At 39.3% G+C, this 12,954-nt stretch carries 14 protein-coding genes; 2 read left to right on the top strand and 12 right to left on the bottom strand.

The genetic code is table 11. The annotated features are described in order from the left end of the window. Positions 1-234: 234 nt before the first annotated feature. From IEV27_RS12785 to IEV27_RS12805, 5 genes are read right to left on the bottom strand one after another with little or no spacing between them, the layout of a single operon-like run. Complete coding sequence (locus tag IEV27_RS12785) at positions 235-1,296, bottom strand: sensor histidine kinase (protein ID WP_188377886.1); 1,062 nt, start codon at positions 1,294-1,296, stop codon at positions 235-237. Further along, positions 1,286-1,969 (bottom strand): response regulator transcription factor, encoded by a 684-nt coding sequence (locus IEV27_RS12790; protein ID WP_188378256.1) that lies wholly within the window; start codon positions 1,967-1,969, stop codon positions 1,286-1,288. Before IEV27_RS12790 ends, IEV27_RS12785 begins: the two co-directional genes overlap by 11 nt. A gap of 20 nt (positions 1,970-1,989) precedes the next feature. After that, positions 1,990-2,574 (bottom strand): peroxiredoxin family protein, encoded by a 585-nt coding sequence (locus tag IEV27_RS12795; protein WP_188377887.1) that lies wholly within the window; start codon positions 2,572-2,574, stop codon positions 1,990-1,992. 17 nt (positions 2,575-2,591) lie between these two features. Beyond that, on the bottom strand, positions 2,592-3,338 hold the full coding sequence (locus tag IEV27_RS12800; protein ID WP_188377888.1) for a cytochrome c biogenesis CcdA family protein: 747 nt from the start codon (positions 3,336-3,338) through the stop codon (positions 2,592-2,594). After that, entirely contained in the window at positions 3,335-3,937 is a 603-nt protein-coding gene (locus tag IEV27_RS12805) for a hypothetical protein (protein WP_188377889.1), read from the bottom strand. Before IEV27_RS12805 ends, IEV27_RS12800 begins: the two co-directional genes overlap by 4 nt. A 149-nt stretch (positions 3,938-4,086) precedes the next feature. On the opposite strand from IEV27_RS12805, the gene IEV27_RS12810 reads away from it, so the two are divergent. Then, positions 4,087-4,572, top strand: a complete 486-nt coding sequence (locus IEV27_RS12810; protein ID WP_188377890.1) for a DinB family protein — start codon at positions 4,087-4,089, stop codon at positions 4,570-4,572. Positions 4,573-5,199: 627 nt separating this feature from the next. Here the strand turns inward: IEV27_RS12810 and hepT are convergent. From hepT to IEV27_RS12845, 7 genes are all read right to left on the bottom strand, one after another. Beyond that, positions 5,200-5,604 carry a type VII toxin-antitoxin system HepT family RNase toxin gene (gene hepT, locus IEV27_RS12815; RefSeq protein WP_188377891.1) on the bottom strand — a complete coding sequence of 135 codons (405 nt, stop codon included), beginning with the start codon at positions 5,602-5,604 and terminating at the stop codon, positions 5,200-5,202. Position 5,605: 1 nt separating this feature from the next. Next, the gene (gene mntA, locus IEV27_RS12820; RefSeq protein WP_229735291.1) at positions 5,606-5,998 is read right to left on the bottom strand and encodes a type VII toxin-antitoxin system MntA family adenylyltransferase antitoxin; all 393 of its coding nucleotides are present in this window, start codon (positions 5,996-5,998) and stop codon (positions 5,606-5,608) included. A gap of 348 nt (positions 5,999-6,346) precedes the next feature. Then, a complete protein-coding gene (locus IEV27_RS12825; protein ID WP_188377892.1) occupies positions 6,347-7,414 on the bottom strand; it encodes a C45 family autoproteolytic acyltransferase/hydrolase in 1,068 nt (355 codons plus the stop codon). 106 nt (positions 7,415-7,520) lie between these two features. Then, entirely contained in the window at positions 7,521-8,258 is a 738-nt protein-coding gene (locus IEV27_RS12830) for an amino acid ABC transporter ATP-binding protein (protein WP_188377893.1), read from the bottom strand. A 12-nt stretch (positions 8,259-8,270) separates the two neighbouring features. Beyond that, entirely contained in the window at positions 8,271-8,975 is a 705-nt protein-coding gene (locus tag IEV27_RS12835) for an amino acid ABC transporter permease (protein WP_281063598.1), read from the bottom strand. Beyond that, positions 8,953-9,765 (bottom strand): amino acid ABC transporter substrate-binding protein, encoded by an 813-nt coding sequence (locus IEV27_RS12840; protein ID WP_188377894.1) that lies wholly within the window; start codon positions 9,763-9,765, stop codon positions 8,953-8,955. The genes IEV27_RS12835 and IEV27_RS12840 overlap by 23 nt, the downstream gene beginning before the upstream one ends. 488 nt (positions 9,766-10,253) lie before the next feature. Continuing rightward, on the bottom strand, positions 10,254-11,630 hold the full coding sequence (locus tag IEV27_RS12845; RefSeq protein WP_188377895.1) for a Glu/Leu/Phe/Val family dehydrogenase: 1,377 nt from the start codon (positions 11,628-11,630) through the stop codon (positions 10,254-10,256). A 261-nt stretch (positions 11,631-11,891) separates the two neighbouring features. On the opposite strand from IEV27_RS12845, the gene IEV27_RS12850 reads away from it, so the two are divergent. Continuing rightward, the gene (locus IEV27_RS12850) at positions 11,892-12,953 is read left to right on the top strand and encodes an NAD(P)/FAD-dependent oxidoreductase (RefSeq protein WP_188377896.1); all 1,062 of its coding nucleotides are present in this window, start codon (positions 11,892-11,894) and stop codon (positions 12,951-12,953) included. Position 12,954: the final 1 nt, after the last annotated feature.

A 12,954-nucleotide genomic window follows, 5' to 3' on the forward strand; every position in this document is an offset into this window, starting at 1 on the left:
CGCCTCCTTGCTCTTAGTTGTAAAGCTCGTTTACTCCTATATATGAGCTACTATAGAAGTTTATGTGTCGGAAAATTCAGCCAAATTAATGTTGGCGATGGCATTTAGTGTGGAAAGGTCCTTTTCTAAATTATCAGACCAAAGCATAAAAGCAAATAAGACAAATAACCCATATTATTACCGTATTTTTCTACAAAATAAGAGGTAATGTGCGAATCTTCCACACATTACCTCTTATTTTATCGGAATTTTAACCACAAATGTATGGTAGTATCCATTCGTTTGCAGTTCTAACGTACCTTCATGGCGCTCCATTATTTCTTTACTTATGGCTAAGCCCAAGCCTGTACCACCCTCTTCTCTGCTTCTAGCCGTATCTACCCGATAGAATCGATCAAATACTTTATCTTTTTCTTCGATTGGAATAAATTGACCTTCTCCTGAAAATGAAATGATATATTCCTCATGCAAGGCTTCTCCTTTAATTACTATTGGATCAGCTCCTTTATGATAGGCTATGGCGTTATCCATGAGGTTTGTTAAAACTTGCTGCATGCCTTCTCGATGGAGAGGAAGTGGTACTTCTTCGATATTATATTTCACCGGCACCTTCTTTTGCTCTAACTCCCATTCAAATAATTGAACCACTTGTTCAATTAATTCCTTCACCTGAATAGATTCTTTTTCTAAAGATGGATGAGAGGATTTGTCCCATTCTTTTACAAGTTCTACTTGCTGAACTAAACCTGTGACCCTCTCCGTTTCCTCTGCCAGCAATTTATATATTTCTTGATTTCCACTAATAAACCCTTTATTCAACGCTTCCAAATACCCTTTCAAATTAGATAGAGGAGTTCTTAATTCATGGGACATATCTCCTAATATCCGATTTCTTTCTTCTTCTTGCTTTTGAAGCATCACAATTAAATGATTAAAATGGCCAACCAACTCTCCGATTTCATCATTGGATTGTGAAGAAATAGATTCCGGATAGTTACCCGTTTTCAACTTTTCCATAGCACTTTTTAAGTCCTTCACCGGACGCAGCATTCTTTTAGTAGTGATCGCATATAAAACCCCGCCTATAAGAATAACAAAAGCACTAATCAACCAGGAATAAGTGAGTAAAGAAGAATTGAACGACAGCTGTCTCCCTTCTTGAATCCCTCCAATATCTGAAGCTAAGTAACAGGCTGTTGTATAAACAGTAAGCACAGAAAATAAAACGAGTCCTACTAATAGCAGCACATTTAGAAACGTTAATTTCACCCATAAACGTGAACGCTTAAATTCCATTTAATTTATACCCCATCCCTCTGACAGTTAAGATCCGCCAGGGCTGTGAAGGGTTTTCTTCTATTTTTCTCCGCAGCTTTTTCACGTGGGCATCTATCGTGCGCGTCATAATTTCGGCTTCTCCATGAGGGTGAATTTGATGAACAAGCTGTTCTCTAGAAAAAACTTGTTCTGGGTGCTCCATTAAAAAGTAAAGCAAATTGAATTCATAACTCGTCAGTTCGATCTGTTTTCCACCTAAAGTAACTTCTCCTTTTCTCGGTTTAATGACCAGACCATCAATCGCTATCTTTTGACAAAAGTGCCCTGTTCTCCTGAGAACGGCTTCCACGTGGGCTACTAACTCTTCAGGGCTAAACGGTTTGGTCATATAATCATCTGCGCCGATCCTTAGACCGTTTATTTTGTCATTTGTCTTTGCACGAGCTGATAGCATAATGACCGCCGGATCATCCATTTCTCCTTTTTTAACCCATTGGCAAAACTCTTCACCGCTTGCCTTTGGTAACATTAAATCTAATATAATCAAACATGGAGAGTGCTGAAGATACACTTCTTTTGCTTCTTCACCGTCATACGCTTGTACTACTGTGTACTCGTAATTTTCCAAATAAATTTTAATTAAGTTAGAAATTTTACGATCATCTTCAACGACTAATATTTTAGGATTCATCACCGTCTAAGCCACTCCTATTATTCCTCTAATCTCTGAAGCATCATATCGTAATTCATAGCCCCCATCATAACGGATTGTATTTTACCATCTTCGTCAATAAACACAGAAGTTGGAACAGGATTCACTTCGTATTGAGCAGCGACCTCAGATTTCTCATCCTTTAAGATAGGGAATGATAAATCAAATTCGTCTGCAAACTCTTCCACTTCACCGATCGATGACTCTGTTTCACTTAGGTTAATAGCTAATACTTGTACATCTTCATTTTGGTGAAATTTTTCCATATCAGGCATTTCGGCACGACATGGCGGACACCAGGTTGCCCAAAAATTAACCATGACTTTCTGACCTCTATAATCTGATAATTGAGCTTCTTCACCGTCCAACGTCTCTAGTGTAAACTCAGGAGCCTGCTGCCCTTCTTCTAGTCCCGTTTCCGGTTCTTCTGTAGCAGGTCCTTCTGCCACCATCTTCTCTCCACTTTCTGATTCAGAAACTGACTGATCTTCGACTTCAACTTTTTCTTCTTCAGGCTCTACTAAGTCATACACAGCCCATCCAAACATAGCCGTAACAGCTATGATCACGATCCATTTTTTCATAATGGTCTCCCTTCATTTTAAAAAATTAATCCTAAATTAGAAAGCCATGTGTCTTGAACCAAATTCAATAACATGGTTGAAACTCTTGTCATGTAGCCCGTATAAAGCAATACGCCGACAGCAATCATAACCGTTCCCCCTACCTTCAAGATCTTTTCACTATACTTCAATATCCACTTTGTGGAACCAAGGAAAAATGAAAAAATCAAAAAAGGAAGGGCAAAGCCTATGACATAGACGACGGTATATAGAATACCTTGGGTCGGATTTGTTGCAGAAAGCATTAATATGGAAGCAAAAATAGGTCCAATACATGGCGTCCAACCAGCAGCGAAACCCATCCCTGCAAAAAAAGTTCCTGCATAGTTAAAAGAAGATCTCTGTTTAAAATTCATCCTCTTTGTGTTCATAAGCCAGTTAAACTTAAGCCATCCTGCCACAAATAACCCCATGATAATGACAAAAACTCCTGCTAATCGTTGGATAAATAAACCGGTGTCCCCCGTTAACAATCCTTGAATGAAGCCGCCAAGGTAAGATGCGCTCACCCCTAAGCTTATAAATATGGTAGATACACCTATAAGGAAAAAAATGGAGTGTGAAATTAATTTCTTTTTCACTGTTAAGCTTTGATTCTCTTTAATTTCCTTTACACTCATACCAGTTATGTAAGAAAGATAAGCCGGAAACAAAGGTAGTGTGCAAGGGGAAAGGAATGAAATAATCCCCGCTCCAAGAGCCAGCCAAATCGTTACGTCAGTCATAGTCTTCCTCTCCTCTTCTCATTAAAAAATAATAAAGCTGCTATTCCGGCAATACCGAAATAGAACCATCCATCCATTCGATATCCCATAATTTCAGGGGTTTGACCTACGAGACCGGCCATGCCCGAAATCAGTGAAACGCAGATGATCATCACTAAAGGTGCACGAACGAGTGTAATAAGAATCGAAAATAGAAAGGGAAATAACAAATGGAAGAGCCCTTGCTCCCCTAATACAATGACACTCATAAAAGCAAAAATAAATAAGCTATAAGCAACAAGCTGCACGTGTTCATATAAGAAAGAACGTGAACTAGAACTTTTTCTGATAAGCCATAACATCGTCAGCAATGATGCAATGTAAAATTCTAATGTTCCGCTGGGATAAGCTAGGACTGCAAGGGGGTGATCCAGCAAAATCTCCCATTTTGTTATCACTTTCACCCCAATAAAAAATAAAACCCATGTAGTTAAATTAGAAATAAATGCTTCGACAATTTGTTTCTTATCACCTCGTTTTCTTGTTGAAATAAACCAAAAAACAAGAATAGCGATCACAAATGATAGGATTCTTAATGCTAGTGCAGGCTGTACAATCATTAGAATAACTCCGTTCGGCTTGGTGTCTAGAAATAGTATAATAAACCTTTGTGAAAATATGATGAACGCATAGAGAAATGTTTTTTGAAGAAACGAAACAGGTGGTATGATAAAATCAAAGCATCCGATAGTTGAAAGGATGATCAGTCATGTACGGCATTGAAGAAAAACGTGAGGAAGTAATCACTTTTATGAAAGAAGTACCCAATGATCATGCTCGGCAAAAGCCAGCCAAAGAATCCTGGTCAATTCTTGAAATCGCTGAACACCTTTATTTAATGGAACAACTCATCAGCTACCAAATTGGCAAGCAGCTTAAAGAAGGATCAACTCAAGAAACACCAGAGAAACCAATTCATAAAACGACCAATCGAGACTTTAAAGTTGAAGCACCCGAAGTAGTTCAACCAAAAGGGGAATTCAGCACCATACAAGAGGCAAATGATGCATTAGCCAAAAGCCGTGAAACGACTTTATTTCTAATCCACAATAAAGAGGAGGAAGTATTAGAGAAGTATGCTTTCCATCACCCCTCTTTTGGAGATATGACACTAAAGCAGTGGGTAGAGTTTATTGGATGGCACGAGCTCCGGCATCTTGATCAAATGAAAGAAGTTTATGCCTCCATTAAATGAACATAAAGAAAGAGGCAGCTTCTTCAAGCTGTCTCAGGCTGTCCAAAAAGCTTGGATAAAGTATACATGGTCTCCCCTGGTTCCTCCACTAGAGTCTAAAGAAAAGGAACAGGAAAAAGCGCCGCTTTCCGCGGGGCAAGACGGAAAGTCTCCTCGGTCTGCGACCTCCGGGGCCTCTCCTGTCTGCTCGCCCGCAGGAGTCGTCACTTTTTTAAGTTCCTTTTAATTAAAAACAGAGGATCAGAACCATTGAAGTGTGGAGCCTTGGTGACACCTTTCTCTCTATAAGAGGAAAGCCTAGAAGACATTTGTTCTAATGACCTCCTATCGAAAAAGGTTGGAGGAAACGGCGAGACTCCTATGGGAGATACGAATAAGGTGTGACCAGGAAGGCGTTAGCCTGAAGAGGTCATAAATAGGAAGTTCGATTACATTCGGCACGTCCTCAAAAAAGACCTGATCTTTTTCTGCGATGTAAACCCAACACACCACGTCGTGTAGGGCCATGGAAAGCGAGTCGTTTCCTACAACCTTTACTCTTTCTATCGCAAGGAATATTCATCCTCTTTTTAAAAAGCAAAAAAGCTTGTAGAGAAAATCTTTTCTCTACAAGCTGTCTCTTTCTACTTAATATTTTAGTATTTCTTTTCCAAGTAGGGACAAATCCTTTAAATCATTTTCTACTGTTTCTTTGAGGGCATTTAAGTTTATCTTCTTACTGTCATCAACGGCCACATGCCGAAACTCTTCCATGTTTTTTAATTTTAATTTTAACGAATGATTAATGATTCCTTTTTCATATAAAATATCGAATGAATCTCTATAACTTTGTGGAACACCGAGATGGTATTCAGCAATAATGTGGATGGATAAATCAATAGCTGCTTTACAGGCTCGGTGGACATTAAGCACAATGGAATCTTGTTTAATCATGTCTAAAAGCTCATTAGGATTATCATCATACACCGTATATACTTTCTGAATGCTTCGTTCCATTGAGTTAATTTTTCTTATGATTATCTCATCCTTCATCCTATGCCCTTCTTTCATTGATGCTATTAGCGATACACGTCTGCTCCTCATTTAAGAGCGCATACATACTATAGGCTTTCATCTGCATGCCCATACGCAGAAAATCATTTTCGCAATAAATAACCGTCCCTCTGGAAAAAATCTGAGTTTGAAATATATAGGATGCATTACGTAAATCTACGAGATTAACTTCAATATCAATTAGATCCGCCAGTTGTTGAGCAATTAAGAACAGCTTGTAGGTAGAATGCTGTTGATCACTACAAAAGGCTACATCAATATCACTCTCGCCTCTTTCAGCCCCACTTTGATAAGAACCGAACATGACAATAAAAGAAGGTTCTAATTTTCTAGTTAAACAAGCTCTCATATATGGAATGACATTACCGTGCAAGCCATCACCCCTTCTCCTTAATGCGGCTCAACAAGCCAACAAAAAGAGCTGACATCAAGCCAGCTCTTTCCGTTTCAACCTTACCGTTCTAACCTTCAAGTGTATTCTTCATATCATACTAAAAGCTGCTGAATTAAAATCGTTTACCTTCAACTTAACTATCCTTTTCTTATACTAGGCAGTTCCTCATCTAGAATCTTCTTAAACGTCTTTTTTCTAGAATTAGTAAAATTCCTGTACTCTAGTCAAGGGTTGATAAAAATGTTCGGTTAATCTATAACTAGTATTTGTCACTTAAGGAATCACTGTACCAAATACCCCAATTGCTGGATCACGCTTATCAATCATCTATTTTCTTCCAGTCCAATATGCCCCTTCATCCATATGAACAAACGGTATATCGGTATCGACTTTCCCTGTAATTTGCATTAAAGAAAAATCTTTGCCTGATAACCACTGCGAAAAATCGAATTCTACGGGGTCCTGATCCCCGCCAAGGGCAAACCATGTTTTCATTTCATTCGGTAAATACCCTGACGTATGAATCGTACCAGCCCAATTGCTATACTGCTTCGAAAATACTCCTTGATCCGTGTCATTCATTAGGCGAAATGCATCATACGCATCATTTATTCGATGACGTGCACTGTTGATCGCATCAAGCCTTTTCATAGAATCAACGAGATGGTTTCGATTTTCTTTTTTCAGAATTTCGAAATGGTTGGTACACACATTAGAAGTACGAACTTCAACTCCACGCGGAGAAGCTTCGACTACAAATGTTTGGCTGCTTCGGTCAAATACAATGTAACTGAACGAATGACGATGAGGAATTTCTTTTAACATTTGCACCGCTTCTTCTACGTTAGCACATGACTCTAAAATCAAGCGCCCAATCATGCAGCAAATGAATCCATCGCCTGGCTTTTTCCGATGCATGAAGTTGTACCCAATGACGAGACCATGTTCATTCATCCCATCCATTCGTCCTGTGATTCGCTGAGATGGTCCTGCGATCGAATAGCCACCATCTGTCGGCTGAAAGAATACATACCTGCCTTCATAGGTTTTTGGCATATAGTCATAGTTTCGAATAAAATACCCGTCCCCTGTCATAATAGAACAGCCTGAACGTTTATAATCGATGCGATACCCGCCATACTCCATCATCACTCGTTCCATGGACCAGTCCAGTGCATCTCGTAAACCAAGAAGCTCGTCCCATAGCCAAGGAGCAAAGCGAGTGATTGCTCCTTTCACTTCTGTTTCTTCTACTATGAACCGAGGTCTACGCACCTTCCATTGGCGCACACGATTTTTTACTGTTAACGAGTTCTTCAATAATTGGCCTTGCTTGTATCCAAAATCATAATGCGTGCCTCTAAACTGTAAAACATCACTATGTATATGCTTCATGTTATACCCTCTTTTGCGACTAGTGTTCTTCATAGTGTAATCGACAATCACGAGTGGATAAAGTAATTAAACTTAAGAAAGGTGCCTCCATGAAGGCACCTTTCTATTATTGATTAATTAAGCTCAAAAATTCTTTTGTTCTTTGCGCTTTCGGTTGTGAAAACAACTCATCTGGCTTTCCACGCTCCACAATTATTCCATTATCCATAAAAATGACTTCATCGGCCACATCTTTGGCGAATTTCATTTCGTGTGTGACAACAACCATGGTTCTGCCTTCTTCAGCCAGCTGCTTCATGACAAGCAGGACTTCTCCAACTAATTCAGGATCAAGAGCAGAGGTAGGTTCATCAAATAACATAACTTTTGGATCAATCGCCATAGCACGTGCGATTCCAACTCTTTGCTGCTGGCCGCCAGATAGCTGATAAGGATACACGTCCAACTTCTCCGAGAGACCCACTTTTTCTAAAAGCTCCGCAGCTCTTTTTCTCGCTTTTGCTTTATTAACCCCTTGAACAGTCACAGGGCCTTCCATCACATTTTCTAATGCGGTAAAGTGAGGAAACAAATTGTACGTTTGAAAGACCATTCCTGACTGTTTTCTAAAGGAAAGGATCTCTTTTTTATTCACTTTTTTTGAGAAATCCACAGTCTGTTGATCAATTGTAATTGAACCTTGTTCAGGCTGTTCGAGAATATTCAAGCATCTAAGCAGGGTAGTTTTACCGGAGCCGGAAGGTCCAATCACTACAACCACTTTCCCTTGCTTTACCTCTAAGTTGATGTCTTTTAATACGACTAAATCACCAAATTGTTTACTTACTTGATTCATAGTAATCATGCTGCATACTCCTTACGTTTTCACATAACGATTCAATCGAATCTCTATACGTTCTTGTATTAATGATAACACTAAGCAAATGACCCAATAAATCGCTGCGGCTTCTACATAGACAAGTAAAGGGGTATATGTGGTAGCTACGATCTCTTGAGCCTTTCTAAACATTTCACTAACCAATATCGTAGAAGCTAAAGAAGTTTCCTTTACCAAACCGATAAACGAATTAGAAAGAGGCGGAATAGACACTCGAGTTGCCTGGGGTAGAATGACCCTTTTTAAAGATTGAAAATAAGACATTCCTATGGAGGATGATGCTTCCCACTGCCCTTTTTCAATCGATAAAATAGATGCTCGAATAATTTCTGAAGCATAGGCACCGGTATTTAATGAGAAAGCAATGACCGCACCTGTAAACGGCTCAAATTTAAGAGCTTCTATTCCGAGATTCCCTAATCCAAAAAACACAATAAATAATTGTACGAGCAGAGGGGTGCCCCTAATAATAGAGACATACACTCTAGCTATGCCAGACAGTATTTTTATCCCTGAAATCCTGAATACCGCTGTTACTACAGCAATCACGATTCCAATAAAGAATGAGATTAACGTCAGCGGAATGGTATAGGACAAGACTCCTTTCAATAGAGGAAGAAAGGAGTCTTGTAAAATTTCTATATTCTGTGCACTAAAAAAACTATTCAACAGATACATCTTCATCAAACCACTCTTTAGAAATCTCTTCTAATGTACCGTCTTCTTTCATCTCACCTAAAGCTCCATTAACCGCTTCAACAAGCTCAGGATTGTCTTGGCGGAACATCATTGCTGTTTCAGATGCATTGTCTTCTTGGTCGACAATTTCTACTTGGGCATTGTCTCCAGTTTGATTTAGATAGTCCAATACAGATAACCGATCATTAACGGTCGCATCTACACGATCATTTCTTAGCAATTCTATTGCAGGGTTAAATCCTTCTACACTTTCAATTTCAGCTCCATATTCTTTGGCAATTTCTGCGTAATTACTTGTCAGTGATTGAGCTGATAAAGCTCCTTCTAGGTCTTCAAAGCTTTGGATGTTTTCATTATCTTTCTTAGCCACAAGCACAGCTGCAGTGAAAGTATAAGGTTCAGAGAAACTATACTTTTCTTCGCGATCAGGTTTAATCCCTACCTGATTCGCAATCATATCAAATCGTTCACTATTTAGTCCCGCAAACATCGAATCCCATTTTGTTTCTTCGAATTCAATTTCCAGTCCTAAACGTTCCCCAATTTCTTTAGCTACTTCTACGTCATAGCCTGTCAATTCATCGTTTTCATCATGAAACGTATACGGGGCATAAGTCCCTTCAGTCCCAACCGTAAGTACACCTTCTTCTTGGATTTGATCATACAGACTTTGATCTTCATTGGAAGTATCCTCGCCTTCGGATTCATTAGACCCGCACGCTGAAAGAACAAGTAAAAATAAAGACAAAACAACCAATAAACCAAATTTTTTCATTTAAAAATCTCCTTCCTTATCTAAAACCAACCATTTTTATCGGGATAGTAGTCTTATAGAGCATACAAGGTCTTCGCTATGACGTCAACACCTTTGTAAAAAGTTGTTTGAAACGTTTGCGTTGATCGTTGCAAAACAGGCTACCACGGTTCCACTTTTGTGTGGAGAAAGGCTCGGTAAAACGATTCCATTACAGGCAACGGCCCCGATCAAACACTAAAATTTAACAAAACCTACTATTAAATGAGAGGTTAGCGCTTTAAATTCCTCAGAACAAAAGCGCAAGCGCCCTGGTAGACACGAAACGCATAAGCAAAACGGCAGGAGGAAGGTGACTTTCCCTTCCGCAGGGCGTATTGCTTATGACGCGAGTGTCTGGGCGCTGGAGCTGGATGTCGCTCTTTTAAACATATATATCCACAGCTTGGAATTTTATAATTTCCTAGACATTAAAAAAACTGACCTTTATAAAAAGGTCAGTGCAAACTTTAATATAGCTTACCTTGCCTGAACAGAACAGTTGATAATTTCATGACGGAATGGATATAACAGTTTTGTCGTAAAGGAAAAGGATCACCAAAGAATTGAGGGAGAATGGTATCCATGGTACTTTGCATTTTATTATAAAGCAGCTCATAGATTTCTTCTTCTTTGTAAAACTGCGTTTCTCTCCCTTGAATCCATTCTAAATAAGAAACAATTACCCCTCCAGCGTTCGCGAGAATATCTGGAACGATTAACACTCCCTTGTCACTAAGATACTCATCTGCTTCTTCCGTAATCGGAGCATTCGCTCCTTCTACTATGATCTCTGCTTTAATATTTTCCATGTTATCTTTATAAATTTGATTTTCCAGAGCTGCCATAATTAAGATGTCTACGTCAATTTCCAATAGGTCGTCGCGTTCTTTAACTACAGCTTTTATTCCGTTTTCCGAAAGGTCTTTTTCTGTTTGGGGTAAATCCCCTTCGTGCTCTTCTGTATATCTTATTAACGCTGGAATATCTAGTCCATCTGAATTATAGAGCATCACATTTGCATCACTAACAGCTACTACATTGTTTTGCAGATCATTGCATTTAAAGGCTTCTTTAGCCGCTACAGATCCTAAGTTACCAAAACCTTGAACAGCGATCTTTAACTTTTTGTCTACATTACGTAATGCCGTCATTGCAAAACGATTCTCCTGTTCACTCAGCCATCTTTCATTATCCTTTACGAAATTGTGCATTAAGTATTTAAAGGTGAAATATACACCTTTACCAGTAGCTTCTTTCCGCCCTAACGATCCCCCATTAATAATGCTCTTGCCGGTAAAACTGCCACGGTAAGGTTCACCAGGATGAATGTTTTTGTACTCAGCCATCATCCAGTCCATTTCCCGCTCTCCTGTTCCTGCATCAGGAGCAGGAATATCTTTATCCGGCCCAAGAATGTCATTGAAATATTGTACATATTTTTTGCAGATCAAGTTTAATTCCTTCACACTATACTCTCGAGGGTTTATAATAACACCGCCCTTGCCACCGCCAAACGGAAGCTCGTGAAGGGCATTTTTTAACGTCATCAGTCGTGCTAAATTCGATACTTCATCCTCATTGACCGATTCGTGAAAACGGATCCCGCCTTTATACGGCCCTAATGTATCATTATGCTGCACACGAAAAGATGGGATTCTAACAATGGTCCCATTTTCAAGAGCCACCCTTAAAAAGGATTTATGTATATGGTTTGGTGTTGATAAAATAGCAACTAGAGATTTGAACGCCTGATCTCTCGTTTGTGCTTGTAGATCTGGCAAAAAGCTTTCATCTTCTAAAAGCGCCGTTAATGATTGCTCGATTACGTTATTATTTCCACTCATTACATACCCTCCATCTGTCTTGTGTCTAAATAACTATATAGTAGTTAAGTACCCTCCTTTAAAGGATTAAAACTTGATCCTATACATCTAATCATGATGGTATATAGTATGAAAAAAATCGAATAATCGTATACTTTTTCTAGTCTTATGACCTGTTTTTTGGTAGGCTATTAGTGGAAAGTAAACCGAAAGCGTTTTCCGATGGATAAACGGCCTGAAAGTTTCACACTCTAACTAAAGCAACATAAGGTGGTGTCACGATTGAAACGATTAGTCATACTTGGTGGCGGATACGGTGGTCTTAAAGCCTTACTGACTTTAATTGATCAAGGTATGCCAAAAGACGTACATATTACCGTTATTGACCGCAACCCCTATCACTCATTGAAAACTGAATTCTATACGATTGCGGCTGGAACGGAAGCAGATAAAAATGTGAGAATGGAATTCCCAAAGCACGAGCAAGTTCATTATGTCTATACGGAAATCAATAAAATTGACATAGAAGATGAACAAATTTTAATTAAAGACTTCAAAGAAGCGATCCCTTATGATTATTTAATCATCGGGCTTGGCTGTGAAGATAACTACCACGGCATTGAAGGTGCGAAAGAGTTTACTGAAAGTGTGCAGACCTTCGAAAAGGCAAGAAGCGCTGGATTTTCTGTAGGGAACTTAAAGGCTTATGGAAAAGTGACCGTAGTAGGAGCGGGGTTAAGCGGGATTGAAGTAGCCTCTGAAATTAGGGAAAGCCGCCCTGATTTAAACATTCGATTATTAGATCGCGGGGAAACGGTATTACGTGCCTTCGATAAAAAAATACAAGACTACGTTGAAGAGTGGTTCGCAAGTAACGATGTGGAAGTACTACACAAGGCGAGTGTAGATTACGTAGAAAAAGATGGGGTTTGTAACAACGGCATCTGCTACCTAAATGATGTCACCATCTGGACAGCTGGTGTGCGGCCAAACTATTTAGTACGTGAACTCCCTTTTGAAAAGGACGAGCAGGATAAAGTCATCATTAATGATTTCTATCAAGTGCCCGAACGACAAAATGTATATGTTGTGGGAGACTGCGCTTCATCAACGTTTTCTCCAAGTGCTCAACTAGCCGGTCAGCAAGGCGAGCAAATTGGAGAAATTTTGGCTGATCTGCTCAATGATAAAGAGCCTAGCAAGCCTAAAGAAATTAAGCTAAAAGGAACGTTAGGATCATTAGGTAAATCAGATGGTTTCGGTAATATGATGCAGCAGCCCGTTACAGGACGACTGCCTCGTTTAGCTAAATCCGGTGTCCTTTGGTTAAATAAACGACATTAAA

Origin of the sequence: Halobacillus andaensis, assembly GCF_014636475.1 — a bacterium.
GTDB lineage: Bacteria > Bacillota > Bacilli > Bacillales > Halobacillaceae > Halobacillus_A > Halobacillus_A andaensis.

Bases quoted from the DNA above. Each gene is read 5' to 3' on its own strand.
- IEV27_RS12830 (WP_188377893.1), bottom strand. From the start codon at position 8,258: ATGATTACTATGAATCAAGTAAGTAAACAATTTGGTGATTTAGTCGTA.
- IEV27_RS12790 (WP_188378256.1), bottom strand. From the start codon at position 1,969: ATGAATCCTAAAATATTAGTCGTTGAAGATGATCGTAAAATTTCTAAC.
- IEV27_RS12805 (WP_188377889.1), bottom strand. From the start codon at position 3,937: ATGATTGTACAGCCTGCACTAGCATTAAGAATCCTATCATTTGTGATC.
- IEV27_RS12840 (WP_188377894.1), bottom strand. From the start codon at position 9,765: ATGAAAAAATTTGGTTTATTGGTTGTTTTGTCTTTATTTTTACTTGTT.
- IEV27_RS12825 (WP_188377892.1), bottom strand. From the start codon at position 7,414: ATGAAGCATATACATAGTGATGTTTTACAGTTTAGAGGCACGCATTAT.
- IEV27_RS12800 (WP_188377888.1), bottom strand. From the start codon at position 3,338: ATGACTGACGTAACGATTTGGCTGGCTCTTGGAGCGGGGATTATTTCA.
- IEV27_RS12785 (WP_188377886.1), bottom strand. From the start codon at position 1,296: ATGGAATTTAAGCGTTCACGTTTATGGGTGAAATTAACGTTTCTAAAT.
- IEV27_RS12795 (WP_188377887.1), bottom strand. From the start codon at position 2,574: ATGAAAAAATGGATCGTGATCATAGCTGTTACGGCTATGTTTGGATGG.
- IEV27_RS12835 (WP_281063598.1), bottom strand. From the start codon at position 8,975: ATGAAGATGTATCTGTTGAATAGTTTTTTTAGTGCACAGAATATAGAA.
- IEV27_RS12810 (WP_188377890.1), top strand. From the start codon at position 4,087: ATGTACGGCATTGAAGAAAAACGTGAGGAAGTAATCACTTTTATGAAA.
- hepT (WP_188377891.1), bottom strand. From the start codon at position 5,604: ATGAAGGATGAGATAATCATAAGAAAAATTAACTCAATGGAACGAAGC.
- IEV27_RS12845 (WP_188377895.1), bottom strand. From the start codon at position 11,630: ATGAGTGGAAATAATAACGTAATCGAGCAATCATTAACGGCGCTTTTA.